17 protein-coding genes are annotated in these 17,394 nt (G+C 75.3%); 11 read left to right on the forward strand and 6 right to left on the reverse strand.

Features of this window, described 5'->3' with window-relative positions; all coding sequences use genetic code 11:
• The first annotated feature begins 74 nt into the window (after positions 1 to 74).
• From pqqE to M446_RS27855, 3 genes are read left to right on the forward strand one after another with little or no spacing between them, the layout of a single operon-like run.
• A complete protein-coding gene (pqqE, locus tag M446_RS27845) occupies positions 75 to 1,214 on the forward strand; it encodes a pyrroloquinoline quinone biosynthesis protein PqqE (protein WP_012335434.1) in 1,140 nt (379 codons plus the stop codon).
• A complete protein-coding gene (locus tag M446_RS27850; RefSeq protein ID WP_012335435.1) occupies positions 1,211 to 1,912 on the forward strand; it encodes a hypothetical protein in 702 nt (233 codons plus the stop codon). Before pqqE ends, M446_RS27850 begins: the two co-directional genes overlap by 4 nt.
• Entirely contained in the window at positions 1,893 to 2,258 is a 366-nt protein-coding gene (locus tag M446_RS27855) for a hypothetical protein (RefSeq protein WP_012335436.1), read from the forward strand. The genes M446_RS27850 and M446_RS27855 overlap by 20 nt, the downstream gene beginning before the upstream one ends.
• 42 nt (positions 2,259 to 2,300) lie before the next feature.
• Here the strand turns inward: M446_RS27855 and M446_RS27860 are convergent, their stop codons facing one another.
• Positions 2,301 to 3,317, reverse strand: a complete 1,017-nt coding sequence (locus M446_RS27860; protein WP_012335437.1) for an NAD-dependent epimerase/dehydratase family protein — start codon at positions 3,315 to 3,317, stop codon at positions 2,301 to 2,303.
• Between the two features lie 91 nt (positions 3,318 to 3,408).
• Between M446_RS27860 and M446_RS27865 the strand changes: the two genes are divergently transcribed.
• Positions 3,409 to 4,308: a LysR family transcriptional regulator gene (locus tag M446_RS27865; RefSeq protein WP_012335438.1), complete on the forward strand. Its 900-nt coding sequence runs from the start codon at positions 3,409 to 3,411 to the stop codon at positions 4,306 to 4,308.
• 22 nt (positions 4,309 to 4,330) lie between these two features.
• Here the strand turns inward: M446_RS27865 and M446_RS27870 are convergent, their stop codons facing one another.
• From M446_RS27870 to M446_RS27885, 4 genes are read right to left on the reverse strand one after another with little or no spacing between them, the layout of a single operon-like run.
• Complete coding sequence (locus tag M446_RS27870) at positions 4,331 to 5,128, reverse strand: formylmethanofuran dehydrogenase subunit C (RefSeq protein WP_012335439.1); 798 nt, start codon at positions 5,126 to 5,128, stop codon at positions 4,331 to 4,333.
• The gene (gene fhcD / locus M446_RS27875; protein ID WP_012335440.1) at positions 5,125 to 6,057 is read right to left on the reverse strand and encodes a formylmethanofuran--tetrahydromethanopterin N-formyltransferase; all 933 of its coding nucleotides are present in this window, start codon (positions 6,055 to 6,057) and stop codon (positions 5,125 to 5,127) included. Before fhcD ends, M446_RS27870 begins: the two co-directional genes overlap by 4 nt.
• A gap of 2 nt (positions 6,058 to 6,059) precedes the next feature.
• Positions 6,060 to 7,691 carry a formylmethanofuran dehydrogenase subunit A gene (locus tag M446_RS27880; RefSeq protein ID WP_012335441.1) on the reverse strand — a complete coding sequence of 544 codons (1,632 nt, stop codon included), beginning with the start codon at positions 7,689 to 7,691 and terminating at the stop codon, positions 6,060 to 6,062.
• Positions 7,685 to 8,758: a tungsten-containing formylmethanofuran dehydrogenase subunit B gene (locus M446_RS27885; RefSeq protein ID WP_012335442.1), complete on the reverse strand. Its 1,074-nt coding sequence runs from the start codon at positions 8,756 to 8,758 to the stop codon at positions 7,685 to 7,687. The genes M446_RS27880 and M446_RS27885 overlap by 7 nt, the downstream gene beginning before the upstream one ends.
• A 362-nt stretch (positions 8,759 to 9,120) precedes the next feature.
• Here M446_RS27885 and M446_RS27890 point away from each other — a divergent pair, with 362 nt between their 5' ends.
• The 7 genes from M446_RS27890 (at position 9,121) to fae (ending at position 16,262) form a co-directional block, all read left to right on the forward strand.
• Positions 9,121 to 10,092 (forward strand): beta-ribofuranosylaminobenzene 5'-phosphate synthase family protein, encoded by a 972-nt coding sequence (locus tag M446_RS27890; protein WP_012335443.1) that lies wholly within the window; start codon positions 9,121 to 9,123, stop codon positions 10,090 to 10,092.
• 198 nt (positions 10,093 to 10,290) lie between these two features.
• A complete protein-coding gene (locus tag M446_RS27895) occupies positions 10,291 to 11,184 on the forward strand; it encodes an NAD(P)-dependent methylenetetrahydromethanopterin dehydrogenase (RefSeq protein ID WP_012335444.1) in 894 nt (297 codons plus the stop codon).
• Positions 11,185 to 11,400: 216 nt separating this feature from the next.
• Positions 11,401 to 12,555, forward strand: a complete 1,155-nt coding sequence (locus M446_RS27900; RefSeq protein WP_012335445.1) for an ATP-grasp domain-containing protein — start codon at positions 11,401 to 11,403, stop codon at positions 12,553 to 12,555.
• A complete protein-coding gene (mch, locus tag M446_RS27905; RefSeq protein ID WP_012335446.1) occupies positions 12,552 to 13,526 on the forward strand; it encodes a methenyltetrahydromethanopterin cyclohydrolase in 975 nt (324 codons plus the stop codon). The genes M446_RS27900 and mch overlap by 4 nt, the downstream gene beginning before the upstream one ends.
• Positions 13,527 to 13,721: 195 nt before the next feature.
• Entirely contained in the window at positions 13,722 to 14,639 is a 918-nt protein-coding gene (locus M446_RS27910; RefSeq protein WP_012335447.1) for an ATP-grasp domain-containing protein, read from the forward strand.
• Entirely contained in the window at positions 14,639 to 15,499 is an 861-nt protein-coding gene (locus tag M446_RS27915) for a triphosphoribosyl-dephospho-CoA synthase (protein ID WP_012335448.1), read from the forward strand. Before M446_RS27910 ends, M446_RS27915 begins: the two co-directional genes overlap by 1 nt.
• 247 nt (positions 15,500 to 15,746) lie before the next feature.
• Positions 15,747 to 16,262: a formaldehyde-activating enzyme gene (gene fae, locus M446_RS27920; RefSeq protein WP_012335449.1), complete on the forward strand. Its 516-nt coding sequence runs from the start codon at positions 15,747 to 15,749 to the stop codon at positions 16,260 to 16,262.
• Positions 16,263 to 16,586: 324 nt separating this feature from the next.
• On the opposite strand, the gene M446_RS27925 is transcribed toward fae, so the two are convergent.
• Complete coding sequence (locus M446_RS27925) at positions 16,587 to 17,204, reverse strand: invasion associated locus B family protein (RefSeq protein ID WP_012335450.1); 618 nt, start codon at positions 17,202 to 17,204, stop codon at positions 16,587 to 16,589.
• Positions 17,205 to 17,394: the final 190 nt, after the last annotated feature.

A 17,394-nucleotide genomic window follows, 5' to 3' on the forward strand; every position in this document is an offset into this window, starting at 1 on the left:
CCGCTGAGGCGGCCCCAAGCCTGCCGCTGAGGCGGCCCAAAGCCCGCCGCCCGAGGGCGGCCGAGGACGAGACCATGACCGCCGTCACCCCCACCCTGCCGGCCCCGATCGGGCTCCTCGCGGAGCTCACCCATCGCTGCCCGCTGCGCTGCCCCTACTGCTCGAACCCGCTCGAGCTCGACAAGCGCTCGGCGGAGCTCGACACGGCGACGTGGCAGCGGGTGCTGGGGGAGGCGGCGGCGCTCGGCGTCCTGCACGTCCACCTGTCGGGCGGCGAGCCCACCGCCCGGCAGGACATCGTCGAGATCACCGGGGCCTGCGCCGATCTCGGCCTCTACTCGAACCTGATCACCTCCGGGGTGGGCGGCGCGCTCGCCAAGCTCGACGCGCTCTCCGAGGCCGGCCTCGACCACGTGCAGCTCTCGATCCAGGCCGCCGAGGCCGGCAACGCGGAGCGGATCGGCGGGCTGCGGAACGCCCAGCCGCAGAAATTCGCCTTCGCCGAGCGGGTCGTGGCCTTGGGCCTGCCGCTCACGCTCAACGCTGTGATCCACCGCGGCAACATCGACGAGGTGCCGGCCCTGATCGACCTCGCGGTCAGGCTCGGCGCCAAGCGGCTCGAAGTCGCCCACACCCAGTATTACGGCTGGGCCTACGTCAACCGCGCCGCCCTGATGCCGGCCAAGCCCGACGTCGACCGCTCGATCCGGGTGGTCGAGGAGGCGCGCGAGCGCCTCAAGGGCCGGCTCGTGATCGACCTCGTGGTGCCGGACTACTACGCCAAGTACCCGAAGGCCTGCGCGGGCGGCTGGGGCCGGCGGCTGATGAACGTCACGCCGAGCGGCAAGGTGCTGCCCTGCCACGCCGCCGAGACGATCCCGGGCCTCGCATTCTGGAACGTGCAGGAGCGCGCGCTCGGCGACATCTGGGCGAATTCCCCCGCCTTCCAGGCCTATCGGGGCACGTCCTGGATGAAGGAGCCCTGCCGCTCCTGCGACCGGCGGGAGAAGGATTGGGGCGGCTGCCGCTGCCAGGCCCTGGCGCTGGCGGGCGACGCCGCCGCGACCGACCCGGCCTGCTCGCTCTCGCCGCTCCACGCCAAGGTCCAGGCCCTCGCGGTCGCCGAATCGGCCCTGGAGACCGCGCCCGACTACCAGTACCGCACGATCGGCGGCGCGCCCGTCGTGCCCCAACCCGAGGGAGTGTCCGCGTGAGACCCGCTTTCCTCTGCGGCCTGCTCCTGGCCGCGACGCCCGCGCTGGCGCAGCCGGCGCCGCCGCCCGCAGCGGCCGCGGCGGCGCGGGAGGCCGCGCCGAGCGCCGTCGACCTGCTGTTCGAGGGCAAGCACTTCGCCGCCGCGCCGGCGGGCAGCCGCATCACCTACCGCTACACCCGCTTCAGCGGCATCAAGGACGGCCCCTTCGGCGCGCCGATCGAGGACCGGATCGTCGAGACGGTGGCGGCCGGGTCGGGGCCCGACAGCCGCAACCTGACCATCGAGGCCTTCACGGGCGAGCGCCGGCTGCCGACCGCCCATTACGAGAACATGACCGGGAACCCGCTCCTGGCGCAGTTCCTCGAATACCACGTCCTCGACATCGCCAAGGCGCTGCAGGGCAATCCCCGCTACCTGAAGAACGGGCTGCGCAAGGCGATGCGCGAGGGCGGCCCGGCGACCCCGACCGAGGTCGAGGTCGGGGGCGAGAAGCGGCCCGGCTGGCGGGTGGTGCTGCGGCCCTTCGTGAACGACCCCGTGAAGGACAAGCTGCGCGGCTTCGATAGCCTCACCTACACGTTCGTGCTGTCGCCCGCGGTGCCGGGCGAGATCGTCTCGATCGACGTCGAGGCGCCGGGCCCGGAGGGCGGCAAGCTCCTGCAGGAGACGGTGACGTATGAACCGAGCGTGGGTTAAGGGGGCGCTCGGCGCGGGCGCCCTGCTGGCGGGGCTGGTGCCGGCCCTGGCCGACGACAACGATTACCCGACCGAGGCGCGGGCCGATTACGTCTTCGGCTGCATGGCGGCGAACGGGCAGACCCGCGACGCGCTGCAGAAATGCGCCTGCTCGATCGACGCGATCGCCGCCATCCTGCCCTACGACAAGTACGTGCAGGCCTCGACGATCCTGTCGATGCGCCAGGGCATCGGCCAGCGCGCCAACGAGTTCCGCTCGACCAAGCTGTTCGACGACAAGGTCGCGGAGCTGCGCCGCGCCCAGGCCGAGGCCGAGATCCGCTGCTACCGGGCCAGCGTGAACTGAGGGACGGGTCCGGGGTCCCCGCCGTCCCGGACGCGCGGAGCCTCAGCGCAAGGGCATCCGGGAGACGGGGAGCGGACGGGTCGGTTTCAGACCCTGCCCGGCGCCCGCGGCGCCGAGATCCGCGAGCGTCGCCGCCACGGCCCGGTCGAGCGGCGTGTGCGGCTCCGCCCCGAGCGCCGCCGCCAAGCGGGCATTGTCGAGCCGCAGGGGCACGTTCCAGAGATACAGCATCTCCCGCACCTCCCGCAGGAAGGGCACGAAGGGCGCGGCGGGACGGGTGAGCGCCCAGGGCACCCGGTGGACCGGCAGCCGCTCGCGCCCGAGCGCGCGGGCGATCGCCGCCACCATCCGGGTGCCGTCTGCGTCCCAATGCCCCCGCGTGTGGAAGCGCGCGAAGGCGGGCAGGTCCGCCTCCCGCTCGGCGAGCCGCACCATGGTCTCGGCGAGGTCGGGCAGGTAGGCCCATTGGTGGCCGATGCCGCCCGGGCCGGGATACCACAGCCGCCGCACCGGCCGGTCCCGCTGCGCGAACAGCGCGAACCAGGAATTGCCGGTCATGCCGGGGCCGAACACGTCGCCCGCCCGCACGACGAGGCTGCGCACCCCCGCCGCCGCCGCCTCGGCGAGCCGGCGCTCCATCGCGACCCGGATCGCGCCCTTGCGGGTGAGCGGGTGCTGGGGCGCGTCCTCGTCCGGGTGCGGGAAGGCGTCGGGGCCGTAATTGTAGACGTTGCCCGGAAGCAGCAGGCGCGCGCCCGCCGCCCGGGTGGCCGCGAGGCTCGCCTCCAGCATCGGCAGGACGAGCCGGTCCCAGTCGCGGTAGCCGGGCGGGTTCACCGCGTGGACGACGAGGGCGGTGCCGCGCGCCGCCTCGGTCACGCGCGCGGCGTCGCGGGCATCGCCCGGGATCCAGGCGAGGCCGTCGCCCGCGCGCCGCACCCGCTCCGGATCCCGGTGCAGGGCCCGCACCCGCCAGCCGCCGGCCAGGAGCCGCCGCGCCACCGCCCCGCCGACGCCGCCGGTCGCCCCCAGCACCAGGGCTTCCCTCGTCCCGCCCATCATCCGCTCCTCATCGCCGACGGGGGCACGATGGCAGAGCCGGACGCATCCGGGAATTGCGGAAAGACGGCGGGCCGCTATACGAAATCGTATGGCGGAGCCGAGCTGGGACCATTGCCGCGCGGCGCTGGCGGTGCTGGAGGAGGGCTCCCTCTCGGGCGCGGCCCGGGCGCTCGGCCTGACGCAGCCGACGGTCGGCCGGCAGATCGCGGCCCTGGAGGCGGCGCTCGGCGTGGTGCTGTTCACCCGCTCGCCGGCGGGGCTGCTCCCGACCGAGGCGGGGCTGGCCCTGCGCCCGCACGCCCAGGCCCTGCGGGCCGCGGCGGCCGCCCTGGCGCGCACCGTGACGGCGGCGGGGGAGGGGGTGGCCGGGACGGTGCGGATCACCGCCTCCGAGGTGGTGGGCGGGGCGGTGCTGCCGCCGATCCTCGCCCGCCTGCACGAGGCGCACCCCGCGCTCATCCTCGAACTCGTCCTGTCCGACCGGGTGCAGGATCTCCTGCGCCGCGACGCCGACATCGCCGTGCGGATGACCCCGCCGGCGCAGGGGGCGCTGCTCGCCCGGAAGGTCGGGACCGTGCGCCTCGGCCTGCACGCCCATCGCCGCTACCTGGCACGGCGGGGCGCGCCCGCCTCCGTCGCCGCCCTCGCGGGCCACAGCCTGATCGGCTTCGACGCCGAGACCGCCTTCCTGCGCGACGTCCGGATCGGGGGAATGCCCCTCGACCGGAGCCGGTTCGCGTGGCGCAGCGACAGCGCGCTCGCGCAGCTCGCGGCGGTCCGGGCCGGGTTCGGCATCGGGGTCTGCCAGGCGGGGCTCGCCGCCCGCGAGCCCGATCTCGTCCCGGTCCTGCCGGAGATCGGCTGGGATCTGCCGACCTTCGTGGTCATGCACGAGGATCTGCGCGCCCTCCGGCGCTACCGCGTCGCCTTCGACGCGCTGGCCGAGGGGCTGGAGGCGTATTGCGCCGGGGAGGCGGCGCCGCCTTAGCGCCGCGCGGGCCCGGCGCGCGTCACCCGAGCGGCGTCAGCAACTCGCCCTTGCCGAGCGTCGCGAGGTCCCCGGCGCGCCGCCCGAGCCGCGCGCGGGCGAGGGCCGCGAAGCGCGCCGAGACCGGCTCCAGCGCCCGGGCGAGCAGCCGCACGAAGACGAGGTCCTGGGCGCCCGTGTCGACGAAGGTCGGCAGCAGGGCGCCGTGGCGCTCGACCAGGAGCGTGCCCCGGCGCATGCCGTAGCCCGGATGGTCGCCGATCGCGCCCGCCACGATCGTGCCGGCGATCATCCGCGACCCCGCCAGCGCTCCGGCGGACTCGGCCACGATCAGCCCGGCCCGCATCCGGTCGCCGAGGCGGTCGCCCGCCCGGCCGCCGATCACCAGGGTCGCCCCGTCGAGGCCGCCCATCGCCCCGTGCAGGGCGCCGCCCGCGCTCTCGCCCGCGTCGCCCGCGATCGTGATCGTGCCGCCCCTGGCGCCCGTCCCGGCGAAGGGACCCGCCGAACCGGAGACCCGGATCGCGCCGCCGGTCATGCCGGCGCCGAGGCGCTGCCCGACATCGCCCTCGACCTCGATCGCGCCCGCGCTCAGGCCGGCGCCGACCTGGTCGAGCCGCTCCGAGCCGCCGACGATCCGCAGCGTGTCGGTCCCGTCGAGGGCGAGCGCGAAGCAGTCGCCGAGGCTGAGGCCGAGCCGGCTCGTGCCGATCGGCAGCCGCGCCGCCTCGGCCTCGCCGAGGCCCGCGAGGCGGGCGGGCGTGAGGCCCGAGAGGTCGAGCCGCTCCGGCGGCGCCTGGCGGAGGGTGAGGACGCTCATGCCGCCGCCTCGAGAAGGTCCCGGAGATGGAAGTGGTGGCGGCCGAGATTGCCGCCGTAATTGCCCGCCGTGACCGCCACGAGGCCGAGGTCGCGGCCCGCCGCCGTCGCCGCGTGGAGCGCGGCCCGCATCGCGCGCGCGATCGCCCCCGCCGAGAGCCCGTCGATCACGATCTCCAGCACCACGTTGACCTCGGGCGGCAGGGCCGAGCCCGCGCGCCCCTTCAGGGTCGGGCAATAGGCGTCGTTGGTGGAGGCCATCATGCCCTTGGTGCGCGCGCCGACCTTGGAGCCCGAGCGCACGATGCCGCCCGGGAAGGGCAGGATCACGTCCGGGACGCCGCGCGCCGCCGCCACCGCGATCTCCGCCACCCTCAGCGTGTCCGCGTGGGCGCGGCCGAGGAACAGCAGGTTGCCGCCGCCGACCGCCCCCTCGATGGTCGGGACGGAGTGCTCGCAGAGGAACTCGCCGTCCATCACCGGCGTGCGCCAGAAGCGCCGGCCGCCGACGCGCTTGGCGACCGAGAAGCCGTCGCCGAACATCTGGATCGCGCCGCCGAGCTTGATCGCCTTGCCCCGGTGCGGATCGTCCCAGGCGATCCCCGCATAGGCCGCGCTGCCCGGCGAGGTCAGCACGCATTGCCCGACCCGCTTGAGGAGCTGGCTCTTCAGGCCCCCCGCGTCGAAGCCGAAGAGCAGCACCCGCACGCCGGGCCGCCCGTCGGGCGTCGCCTCGGGGGCGAGCACCGCGTCGATCCCGGCCTCGGCCCCGCAGCCGATCACCGAGGTGGCGAAGCCCGTCATGGTGGTGGCGGCGATCATCGCCCATTCGGGCGTGTCGGCGGTGAGCACGAGGGCCGTGCCCGCCATGTCGAACGCCTCCGCGAAGGTGTCCTCGACCCGGATGCCGTGGAGTGTGAGGTCCGCCATGGTCAGCCCCGCAGCCCCACGCTCTCGAAGGTCTCGCGCGCCGCGAAGGCCTCGTCCGGCACCGAGAAGCTGTCGAGCCCGGCGCCGAACCGCCCCTGCAGGTAGGCGTCGGTCCGCCGCGCCATGCCGGGATCCGCCTCGACCGCGACGCTGAGCGTGCGGCCCGCGCGCGCCGCCACCACGGCCCCGTCCTCCACGATCACCACCCCGTCCTTGAACACCCGGTGGGCCCTGCCGAACATCGCCGTCCGGTCGCGCCCGTCGCGGTAGACCGCGATGTCGGCCCGCGCGCCGGGGCGCAGGTGGCCGCGGTCGGTGAGGCCGAGGAGCTTGGCGGGCCCCGAGCGGGTGAGCTTGGCCACGTCGAGGAGGTCGTACTCGCGCGTGAGCGCGTGCAGGCCCGAGCGCTCCGCCGCGACCTTGGGGTGGCTCGCCAGCTCGCGGTCGCGCTCCTCCTTGTCCATCAGCAGGTGGAGGATGCGCGGATAGGCCGTGAAGGGCCCGCCATTCGGGTGATCGGTGGTCAGGATCGTGCGCTCGGGATCGGGCGAGAGCAGCATCAGTTCGAGCCCGATGGCGAATTGCAGCGAGGAGGTCGGGCCGCGGTCGCGGTAGCGGAACGGGATGATGCCGCCGCCCTCCGCGTCGCCCGCGGTGACGATCCACTTCCTCGGGCTCGCGCCCTTGCGGCCCGCGAACTGGCGCAGGATGTCGAGGGAGATCGTGCAGGTCTGCCCGAACACCACCTGGCCGACGTCCAGCGTGGCGTTGGGGTGGTGGGTCATCGCCTCGGCGAGGCGCGGCGCCGCCGAGGTGAAGCCGCCCCCGAGGGGGTTCTGGGGATCGACCGCCGCGTAGGCGTAGAACTGGGCGTGCGCGAAGTGGATGCGCCGCCCCTCGGCGGCCGCGAGGGTCTCGACGAAGCTGTCGTCGGCGCCCGGCAGGCCGAGATTGCTGCAATGGACGTGGAGCGGGTGCGGCACCCCGATCGCCTCGACCGCGTCGAGGAGCCCGGTCAGGATCCGCCGCGAGGTCAGCCCGTAGGCCGGCACCTCGTCGTCGAGGCCGAAGCGCACGGCGCCGTCCTTGAAGGCGTCGGCCCCGCCCGCATTGATCACCTTCACGCCGAGCGCCCGCGTCGTGGCGAGGTTGAGCGCCACGAGGTCGCGCACCGCCTGCGGCCCGGCCCCGTCGCGCAGGAGCTGGAGCAGGTGGTCGTCGTTGCCCATCACGCAGAGCCCGCCCCGGTCGAGGAGCGGGATGTCGGCGAGTTCGAGCTGGGTCGCGAGGGCGTTGACGGGCGGCATCGCCGGCTCGACGGCGGTGGTGTAGCCCATCCGGGCGTACAGGGCGCCGATCTCCGATCCCGAGCCGTGCGGGCTCCCGGCCCCGCCGGCCTCGGCGACGCCGAGTTCCGGCAGCAGCAGGCGGGAGAGCACCACGTTGCCGCCCGCGATGTGCGAGTGCACCTCGATGCCGCCGGCCATCACCACGCAGCCGGAGGCGTCGAGGATCTCGTCGGGGGCGCGGTCGGGCGCCTCGACGATGCGGCCGTCCTCGATCCAGACGTCGCCGACGGCGTCGCGCCCGGCGGTCGGATCGACGACCCGGCCGCCACTGATACGGGTCAGCATGAGGCGGAGCGCTCCAGGGTGACGGGCGGTGGGGCGGGCGCGAGGCGGTCGTGCAGGGCGCCGATCACCGCGGCGGCGGAGGGCGCCGGACCGGGCGCGGCGGCGGGGTGCCAGGCGATCGCCGCCCGGCGCGGGTGCCAGAGGGCGCCGCCGTGGCTCTGCCCGGGCACGCCCACCGCGAGCACGATCTCGGCCTCGTCGCCGCGCGGGGCGCCGAGCAGGGCCACGGTCGGCACGGCGGCGGTCCAGGCGGGCCGGGGAGCCGGCAGGGCGGCGAGCCAGAGGGCCGCGTCGATCTCGCCGGAGCGGGCCTGCCGGGCGGCGTCGAAGCGCCAGGGATCGTGCTCGGGGCGGGCGCGGCCGAAGCCGACCCGCGGCCCCTGGGCGGTGGTCCAGGCGGCGACCTGCGTCACCGCGCGGCCCTGATCCGCGCCCGCGACGGGCAGGGCGAAGGCCCGGGTCGCCTCGTTGAGGTCCTTGGCGAGGCCGCTCAGCATCTCGGACCCGAGTGCCCCGACCTCGCCGGGATCGTAGAGGAGCACGGCGTAGTGGGCGCCGCGCAGGCGGGCGGCGAGGTCGGCGAGGGGCGCCGCGGCGCCGATCCGCCCGGCCACCAGGGCGCGCAGCAGCCCGATCGCGGCGGGCAGCCCCGCCGCGCCGGACGCGAAGTCGGCCCCCTGGCCGGAGGCGAGCGAGAGGATGCTGCGGCCCGCCCCCGCGGCCCGGCCGCGGCTGGGGCCGGAGGCGGCGAGGTCGGCGAGGAGCGGCGCCTCCGCGGCCCGGTCGCCGACCACCAGCACGAGGTCGGCCCGCGCCACCGCCTCGGCGGGCGTGGTCGCCATGGTGCCGGCGGCGGCCAGCGCCCCGAGATCGGCGTAGAGGTCGTCCGAGGCCGCCGGATCCAGGGAGGCGCCGAGGACTCGCGCGAGACGGAACGCCGCCTGCACCGCCGCCACGTCGGCCGCGAGGCCCGCCACCACGGGCGCCCGGGCGCCTCTCAGCAGATCGGCCGCCGCGGCGAGCGCCGCGTCGGGATCCGTCGCTTGCCCTTTCACCCAGGCCGTCATCCGCCCTCGCCCGATTGGCCGGCCTCGCGCCGGCTCTGCAGGGATCCGCGGGGGCGTCGGTCGCCGCCTCGCGCGGTCGCCGCCTCGCGCGGATGCCGCGGCACGGTCTGCCCCGCGCCGCGGCCGACGTTTGCATCCCGCCCTCGGCGCAGGCAAGACCCCCCGAAAGTCCGGGCGGCGCGGCCGCCGAATTTCACATGCGCAGCTGCGTTGCCCTCCAGGGGCGCGGTATGGGACACTGCGCTGCAGAGTCCCGGATTCGCCCTCGCGCGCGCCGGCCCTTCGCGGGACCGGCCGGTTCGGCGGGCTGCGGGATCAGGCAGGGGTTCGGGTTGGCGGATCGGGCGGGCACAGGGCGGGAGATGGTGCGGGTGCACGCGCCGGCCCGGCTGCATTTCGGCTTCCTTGATCTCCACGGCGGCCTCGGCCGGCGCTTCGGCAGCATCGGCGTCGCCGTGGACGCGCCGTCCATCGACCTGACCGTCGCCGCCGCGCCCGACCTCGCGGTCGAGGCCGACGGGGCCGCCCTCGCCCCGGAGCGCGAGCGCATCCGCCGCTACGCCGAGGCGGCGGCCCGGCAGATCGGCGTGCCGGCGGCGGGCGCCTTCCGGCTCCGCGCGGGCATCCCGGCCCATGCGGGCTTCGGCTCGGGCACCCAGCTCGCGCTCAGCGTCGCGGCCGGCCTCGCCGCCCTGCACGGGGCGGCCTTCGCGCCGGCCGCGTTCGCCGACGCGCTCGACCGGGGCAACCGCTCGGGCGTGGGCCTCGCGGCCTTCGTCACCGGCGGGCTGATCGTGGATGGCGGGCGCGACGCGGGCGGCGCCCCGCCGCCGATCGTGGCGCGCCTGCCCTACCCGGAGGCGTGGCGGATCCTGCTCCTGCTCGATCCGGCCGAGACCGGGGTGCACGGGGCGCAGGAGCGGCACGCGTTCCAGGCCCTGCCGCGCTTCCCGGCCGGGGAGGCGGCCGAGATCTGCCGCATCGTGCTGATGCAGGTGCTGCCCGCCGCCGTCGCCGGCACGATCGAGCCCTTCGGCCGCGGCATCACCGAGATCCAGCGGCGCATCGGCGACTACTTCGCCCCCCATCAGGGCGGGCGCTTCGCCAGCCGCGCGGTCGCCGCCGCCCTCGCGGAGATCGAGGCGCTCGGCATCCCCGGCTTCGGCCAGAGCTCCTGGGGGCCGACCGGCTTCGCCCTCCTGGGCTCGGCCGCCGAGGCGGAGGCGCTGGCCGCCCGGCTGCGGCGGAGCCACCCGGGCCTGACGCTGCTCGTCGCGCGCGGACGCAACCGCGGCGCCGCGGTCACGCGGGAGCCGGCCCCCGCGCAGGCGTGAGCGCCGGTACCGATGAGGGCGGACGATGGTCGGGGTCCGCTCCGGTCAGAAAAGGTCTATCAACGGGGGGCGGGGCAAACTAGCAGTCGTTCCCGGCACGGGGGCGGCACAGGCCCCGGCAGAGGCCGTCGTGGCCGGCTCGGCCTGTTGGGAATGGCCGAGACGACCCTAGGACAGACCACGGAGGAGATCCGCGCCATGGCCCGTTCGATCCTTCACATGCTGACGCCGCTGAAGCACATGAGCCCGTTCGACGTGAACATGGCGGTCGATGCGGGGTTCGAGGTGGTGACGGCCTACACGGGCGTGACGCTGACCGAGGTCGGGCCGCTGGTGCAGGATTCGATCTTCTCGCGGGCGCCGCAGGACGGGGCGCGCACCGGCCTCTTCATCGCCGGCAAGAACGCCGAGGACGCCCTCGACATGGTCGACCGGGCCCGCAAGGCCTTCGTGCCGCCCTTCGTCAACCACGTCTTCGCGGATCCGGCCGGCTCCTTCACCACGGGCGCCGCGATGGTGGCGCAGGTGAACAAGGCCCTGCGCGACCGGTTCGGCGAGGGCCTGCCGGGCCAGCGCATCGTGATCTTCGGCGGGGCCGGCGTGGTGGCCTACGTGGCGGCGGTGATCGGCGCCATCGAGGGCGCCCGCCCGGTCCTGGTCGGCCATGACGGGCAGGAGCGGGTGAGCAAGATCGCCGCGACCATGAAGTGGCGCTTCGACATCGACGTCGAGGCGGTGGACGGGGCCGGCGGCGAGGCCCGCCGCGCCGCTATCGCGCAGGCCGACGTGATCCTCTCGGCGGGGCCGGCCGGCGTCGCGATCCTGTCGGCGGAGGATCTGGACCACGCCCCGCAGCTGAAAGTCGCCTCCGACGTGAACGCCGTGCCGCCCGCCGGAATCGCCGGCATCGACGTCAACGCCGCCTGCGCGCCGCTCCCCTCCGGGCGGGGCGTCGGGATCGGGGCGCTCGCGGTCGGGGACGTGAAGTACAAGACCCAGGCCGGCCTGTTCCGCCGCATGCTGGCCTCCTCCGAGCCGCTCTGCCTCGATTTCCGCGACGCGTACCGGCTGGCGGTGGAGATCGCCGGCTGAGGGGCGCTCCCGCGCGCCGTGGACTGGAAGTCTCGACCGCCTCGTGCTGAGGTCGGCGCCCTGGCGAGGCTCGAACACGCCGAACGGGGATCCGCGGCGTCGGTCGCCCGGACCGGGCGGGGTGCTGCGAGCGTCGCCGGCGCACCCACCACGGCCCGCGGGGTGGGGCTTCCAGAGAACCCCCGTTTCCTTGCCCCGTTTTATTGCCCCGTTTCCTTGCCCACCGATCCCGCTCCCCCTCTTCCCCGCGCCGGCGGCGCGATCCTGATCGCCGCCCAGTCCGGCCGGGCGCTCGCGGCGGCGGCGCGGCGGGCCGGGCTGCTTCCCTACGTGGCCGACCTGTTCGGGGACGCGGATACGCGCGACCTCGCCGCCGGCTACCGGCGCGTCCCCGGCCGGTTCGGCACGGGTCCGCGCGGCGCCGCCCTCGTCGAGGCCCTCGCGGCCCTCGCGGCCGAGGCCGGCGATCCCCTCGGCCTCGTCCTCGGCAGCGGCTTCGAGGGCTCGCCCGCCCTGATGCGCGACCTCGCCTTGCGCCACCGCCTGATCGGCGCCGCGCCCGACACCGTCGCGGCCCTCAAGCACCCGGCGCGGCTCGCCGCCCTCTGCGCCCGCTGCGGCATCCCGCACCCGGAGATCGCCCTCGCGCCGGTGGACGACCCGCGCGGCTGGCTGCTCAAGCGCCGCGGCGCCTCGGGCGGCGGCCACGTCCGCCCGGCGCCGGCCGGCCCCCTGCCGCGGGGCGCCTACCTGCAGCGCCTCGTGCCCGGCACGGCGCGCTCCCTGACCGTGCTGGCCGACGGGCGCGACCTGCGCGTCGTCGCCGACACCGCCCAATGGGCCGACCCGACGCCCGCGCGCCCGTTCCGCTACGCGGGCGCCGTCGATCCGGGCGGCATGCCGGCGGGCGTGCGCGAGGCGGCCGCGGCGGCGCTCGCGGCGCTCGTGGCCGAGACGGGCCTGCGCGGCCTCGCCAGCGCCGACCTGGTGGTGGAGGGGTCCGACTGGTGGCTGGTCGAGGTGAATCCGCGCCCGGGCGCCACCCTCGACATCCTCGACCGGCGGGAGGAGCCGCTCCTCGCCCGGCACGTCGAGGCCTGGGCGGGCCGCCTCGGCGGGACCCTGGCCCTTCCGGTAGATGCGGCCGCCACGCAGATCTGTTACGCCCCATGGCCGATCCCGCTGGTGCCGTCCGTGGCCTGGCCGGATTTCGTGATGGACCGGCCGCCGGCCGGCAGCCGGATCCCCGCCGGGGCGCCGATCTGCACGGTGCGGGCCGAGGGGGCCGACGCCCGGGCGGCCCTGAGCGAGGTCCGATTCCGAGCCGATGCCGTGCGGGCGCTCATCGCCCCCGAGGGAGATCGTTCATGAGTTCCACCACCGTCCGCCCGAGCGTGAACGCCCTGGCGACGCCGCTCGTCGAGGCCCTGGTCGCCGACGCCGCCAAGCTGCGCCTGTCCGTCTCGGCGAAGAGCGGCGAGGCCCGCCTCGTCGACGCGGGCGCGCAGGCGCGCGGCTCGATCGAGGCCGGCCGGCGCATCGCCGAGATCTGCCTCGGGGGTCTCGGCACGGTGACGATCGCGCCCGCCGGCCCGGTCGCGGCCTGGCCCGTCACGGTCACGGTGCACAGCGCCGATCCGGTCCTCGCCTGCCTCGGCAGCCAATATGCAGGCTGGAGCCTCGCGGACGAGGGCGGCTCCTCGGGCTTCTTCGCACTCGGCTCCGGGCCCGGCCGGGCCGCGGCGGCAGCGGAGCACCTGTTCGAGGAGCTGCACTACAGGGACCACGCCGCGCAGATCGCCCTCGTGCTCGAATCGGCGAGCGCGCCGCCCGCCTCCGTCGTCGCCAAGGTGGCCGAGGCCGCGGGCGTGACGCCGGACGCCGTGACCTTCATCTACGCGCCGACCCAGAGCCTCGCGGGTGCCACCCAGGTCGTCGCCCGGGTGCTCGAGGTCGCCCTGCACAAGGCGCATTCGGTGGGGTTCGACCTCGCGAAGGTCGTCGACGGCATCGGGGCCGCGCCCCTGAGCCCGCCCCACCCGGACTTCATCCAGGCGATGGGCCGCACCAACGACGCTATCATCTATGGCGGCCGGGTGCAGCTCTTCGTCGAGGCCGACGACGCCGAGGCCAGGGGCCTCGCCGAGGCCCTGCCGAGCACCACCTCGCGCGACCACGGCGCGCCCTTCGCGGAGATCTTCGCGCGCTTCAACGGCGACTTCTACGCGATCGACAAGCACCTGTTCAGCCCGGCCGAGGTGGTGGTGACCTCGCTCCTCAGCGGCACCAGCCACCGCGCCGGGAGGCTGGTGCCGGAGCTGGTGGAGCGGTCCTTCGCCTGAGGCGGCCCTCGCCCTGCACGGCCCGGGCGCCTCAGACGCTGTCCGGACGATCACGCCCGGACAGCGTCCGACACGCCCGCGCGGCGCTTGAGCGAAGTCGACATCCGCATGGCGCAGCAATCCGCCGGATGTCGGATCGAGCGGGCCGCCGGGTCGGGCGCCGGTCCCGGCCCCGTCAACCTGGAGACGTCTCGGATGCGCATCGGGCTCGCGGCCGATAACGGCGCTTGGCACAAGGGGCGCCTGCTGGCGGCGCTGACGCGGCTCGGCGCCGAGCCGGTGCTGTTCTCCCTCGCCGACGTCACCGTGGAGACGGGCCGTCCCGAGCCCCTGCACGTGCCGGGCTTCGGCGACCGCCTCCCGGACGGGGTCCTGCTGCGCACCATCGCGGGGGGCACCTTCGAGGCCACCACGATGCGCCTCGGCGCGCTCCACGCCCTCGTCGCCGCCGGGACCGTGGTCTGGAACAGCCCCGCCGCCATCGAGCGCTCCGTCGACAAGGCGATGACGAGCCTGCTGCTCGCCCGCCACGGCGTGCCGACGCCCGAGACCTTCGTGCTGTCGCGCCGCGAGGCCGCCGCCGCCCTCGTCGCCCGCGAGGCCGGCCCCGGCCGCCCCCTCGTGCTCAAGCCCCTGTTCGGCTCGCAGGGCGAGGGCCTGCAACTGATCGCCGCCCCGGACGAGCTGCCCCCCGAGGAGCTGGTCGGGCGCGTCTACTACCTGCAGCGCTACATCGCCCGGCGGGACGGGGCGTGGCAGGATTACCGGGTCTTCGTCTGCGACGGACGCGCCGTCGCGGGCATGATCCGGCAGGGCGACGGCTGGATCACCAACGTCCACCGGGGCGGGCGGCCGCTGCCCTGGACCGTCCCGCCCCGCGCCGCGGAGCTGGCGGAGGCCGCCGCCGGCGCGGTCGGCGTGGCCTATACGGGCGTCGACCTGGTCGAGGACGGGGAGGGCGGCTTCCTGGTGCTGGAGGTCAACAGCATGCCGGCCTGGTCGGGGCTGCAGCAGGTCACCGGGATCGACATCGCCGAGACGGTCGCGCGCGGCTTCCTGGCGGCCGTGCGGGCGCGGACCGCCCCGCCGCCGCGCCTGGTGGCGCAGGGCTGATGGAGCCGGCCCTGCAGCCGGATGCGATCGCCGCCGCCTATCGCGGCGCCTGCCGGGCGGAGCTCGCGGCGCTGAAGCCCGGCAACGTCCACGTCTTCGCCGAGGGCCACCGCATGACGCTGGCCGATTTCGAGCGCAGCGCCGCCTTCTCCGCCGGCCCCCTCGCGGCGCCCGGCCGGCGGGTCGGGGAGCGGGTCGAGGCGGCGGTCGCGGCGACGGTCGCGGCGGTCGGCCAGAACACCAACCTGGGCATCGTCCTGCTCTGCGCGCCCCTCGCCGCCGCGGCCGAGCGGACCGGCCCGCTGCGCGACGCCCTCGCGGCGGTGCTGGCGGAGCTCGACGGGCGCGACGCGGCGGGCGTCTTCGCGGCGATCCGGCGCGCCAATCCGGGCGGCCTCGGGCGCGCCGCCCGCCACGACGTCGCGGGCGGGGGCGATCCGCCGCCGCTCCTCGCCGCCATGGCAGAGGCGGCGGGGCGCGACCGCATCGCCCGCGCCTACGTGACGGGGTTCGAGGACCTGTTCGGGACGGGGCTCCCGGCCCTCGCCCGCGCGCGCGCGGAGGGCCTCGCCCCGCCCTGGACCGCCACGGCCGTCCACCTCGCCTTCCTGACGGGCTTTCCCGACAGCCACATCGCCCGCAAGTTCGGGCCGGAGCGCGCCGAGCGCGTGCGGCGGGAGGCGCAGGCCGCCCTCGGAACCGTCATCCTCGGAGAATCCGCCGTCCCGGTGCTCCTCGCCCATGATCGGCGCCTGAAGCAGGATGGTCTCAACCCGGGCACGAGCGCCGACCTGACAGTCGCGACCCTGTTCCTTGATGCGCTGATGCAGCTCAGAGGCGACCAAGTTTCGGCAGGTTGACCGCAGGGGAAGGCAACCTGCCAAAAAGTCGAAAGCCCTTACCTGCCAATGCCTTTTTTATCGTCGAAAATGGCCGCACCCGGCGAGGTTGGCGGCTTGTTCGCGATCCGGCACCGCTGTAGGGTCCGCCCCGCTATCCGGGAACCGGTTCGGCCGCAGGGCCGGACGCCGTAACAAGGATGGCGCGCTTCCAGCCGCGCCTGTTTCGTGGGCGGCTCATCGTTTTGACTCCTGGGAGAAACCCCGCATGGCGACGATCAACAAGGTGCTGGTGGGCGAAGCCCTCGTCGGCGACGGCAACGAGGTCGCCCACATCGACCTCATCATCGGCCCGCGCGGCAGCGCCGCCGAGACGGCCTTCTGCAACAGCCTCACCAACAACAAGCACGGCTTCACCAGCCTGCTCGCGGTGGTGGCTCCGAACCTGCCGTGCAAGCCGAACACGCTGCTGTTCAACAAGGTGACGATCAACGACGCCCGCCAGGCGGTGCAGATGTTCGGCCCCGCGCAGCACGCGGTGGCCAAGGCCGTGCAGGATTGCGTGGCCGAGGGCATCATCCCGGCGAGCGAGGCCGACGACCTGTACATCCTGGTCGGCGTGTTCATCCACTGGGAAGCGGCGGACGACGCGAAGATCGAGAAGTACAACTACGAGGCCACGAAGCTGTCGATCCAGCGCGCCATCCAGGGCAAGCCGACGGCCGCCGAGGTCACGCAGCAGTACAAGACGGCGCAGCACCCCTTCGCCGCCAACGTTTCCTAGACAGGAAACCGTCCGGAGCAGCCAGCGGCACCTCCGCCGCCCCCACCGCCTCCGCCGAAGGGGCTGTTCCAGCGACTGGCCTCCATTTTCCTCGGACGCTGACACGATCGCGGGAGGGCTTCGGCCCTCCCGTTCCGTTTGGCGGGCCGCGTCCCCGGCCCGACGCCCCCGCGCGAGGAGGGACGAGGCGGACCGCGTCCGGCTGCGGCCCGGTGCGAGCGGCCCGCTCGGCGCTCAGCAGAACTGCATGGCGCAATTCTGCTGAGATTCTTGTTTTCGCATGATTTTTGCCGCCGAACCGGTGACCGCTTCGGCGAATGATGCTCAGGAGCGCTCCTTGGCCAGCGCGTCGAGGGCCTGGCTCAGGCCGCGCAGGGAGATCGGCACCGCGACCTCCCGCCCGGCCGCATCCTTGAACGTCAGCCGGCTCGCCTCGATCGGCCCCCGCCACCGCTTCAGGACGTCGTCCTTGGCCGGCCCCTCCGCCGCGCAGGCGCCGGGCAGGCAGCGCCGCCAGGCCATGTCCAGCGCTCCCCCGTCCTTCCCGTCCTTGTCCTCCCCGGCCAGGCGGACTCCGGAGGCGAAGCTCGCATTGACCGGCAGCACGGCCGTCACGTGCAGGCCGTCCTCGCCGGGCACGCGGCCGATCGCCACCTGGGCGACCGGCGCGGCCTGGCCCTGGATCTGGACCGCTTGCGCGACCTCGCACAGCCGCGTCGTCTTCTCCCCGTCCACGAGGCGCTGGCAGCGCAGCACCCAGTCGGCGAAGGTGGCGGTGGTCAGGCCCGGCTCCGCCGGCACGGAGGCGGGCGCCGCTTGGGCCGGGGCGGCGGCCTTGCCTTGCGCCGGCTGCGCGGCGGCCCCGCCGGAGATCGGGCCGGAGGACAATGCGAGGGCCAGCAGAACCATGCCGCGCGACGGCAGGGAGGACAGGAACGACATCGGGCAATGCTCCAAGGGCGCAGGGAGCCGCCCCGCGCTCGGCGAGGCGACGCGATCGACCGCGTGGGCGACTCGTCGGCCGACGCGGTGAAGGATGACGGGAGCCCGCCCCCGGAGCGGGGCAGGCTCACCGGCCGCTTCCTCCGTCGCGGAGGAGGCGCCAGGCCGCCGCACGCGGCGGCGGCCTCTC

It is taken from the genome of Methylobacterium sp. 4-46, assembly GCF_000019365.1.
Classification (GTDB): Bacteria; Pseudomonadota; Alphaproteobacteria; order Rhizobiales; family Beijerinckiaceae; genus Methylobacterium.

Bases quoted from the DNA above. Each gene is read 5' to 3' on its own strand.
- pqqE (WP_012335434.1), top strand. From the start codon at position 75: ATGACCGCCGTCACCCCCACCCTGCCGGCCCCGATCGGGCTCCTCGCG.
- M446_RS27855 (WP_012335436.1), top strand. From the start codon at position 1,893: ATGAACCGAGCGTGGGTTAAGGGGGCGCTCGGCGCGGGCGCCCTGCTG.
- M446_RS27860 (WP_012335437.1), bottom strand. From the start codon at position 3,317: ATGGGCGGGACGAGGGAAGCCCTGGTGCTGGGGGCGACCGGCGGCGTC.
- M446_RS27865 (WP_012335438.1), top strand. From the start codon at position 3,409: ATGGCGGAGCCGAGCTGGGACCATTGCCGCGCGGCGCTGGCGGTGCTG.
- M446_RS27870 (WP_012335439.1), bottom strand. From the start codon at position 5,128: ATGAGCGTCCTCACCCTCCGCCAGGCGCCGCCGGAGCGGCTCGACCTC.
- fhcD (WP_012335440.1), bottom strand. From the start codon at position 6,057: ATGGCGGACCTCACACTCCACGGCATCCGGGTCGAGGACACCTTCGCG.
- M446_RS27880 (WP_012335441.1), bottom strand. From the start codon at position 7,691: ATGCTGACCCGTATCAGTGGCGGCCGGGTCGTCGATCCGACCGCCGGG.
- M446_RS27885 (WP_012335442.1), bottom strand. From the start codon at position 8,758: ATGACGGCCTGGGTGAAAGGGCAAGCGACGGATCCCGACGCGGCGCTC.
- M446_RS27890 (WP_012335443.1), top strand. From the start codon at position 9,121: ATGGTGCGGGTGCACGCGCCGGCCCGGCTGCATTTCGGCTTCCTTGAT.
- M446_RS27895 (WP_012335444.1), top strand. From the start codon at position 10,291: ATGGCCCGTTCGATCCTTCACATGCTGACGCCGCTGAAGCACATGAGC.
- mch (WP_012335446.1), top strand. From the start codon at position 12,552: ATGAGTTCCACCACCGTCCGCCCGAGCGTGAACGCCCTGGCGACGCCG.
- M446_RS27910 (WP_012335447.1), top strand. From the start codon at position 13,722: ATGCGCATCGGGCTCGCGGCCGATAACGGCGCTTGGCACAAGGGGCGC.
- M446_RS27915 (WP_012335448.1), top strand. From the start codon at position 14,639: ATGGAGCCGGCCCTGCAGCCGGATGCGATCGCCGCCGCCTATCGCGGC.
- fae (WP_012335449.1), top strand. From the start codon at position 15,747: ATGGCGACGATCAACAAGGTGCTGGTGGGCGAAGCCCTCGTCGGCGAC.
- M446_RS27925 (WP_012335450.1), bottom strand. From the start codon at position 17,204: ATGTCGTTCCTGTCCTCCCTGCCGTCGCGCGGCATGGTTCTGCTGGCC.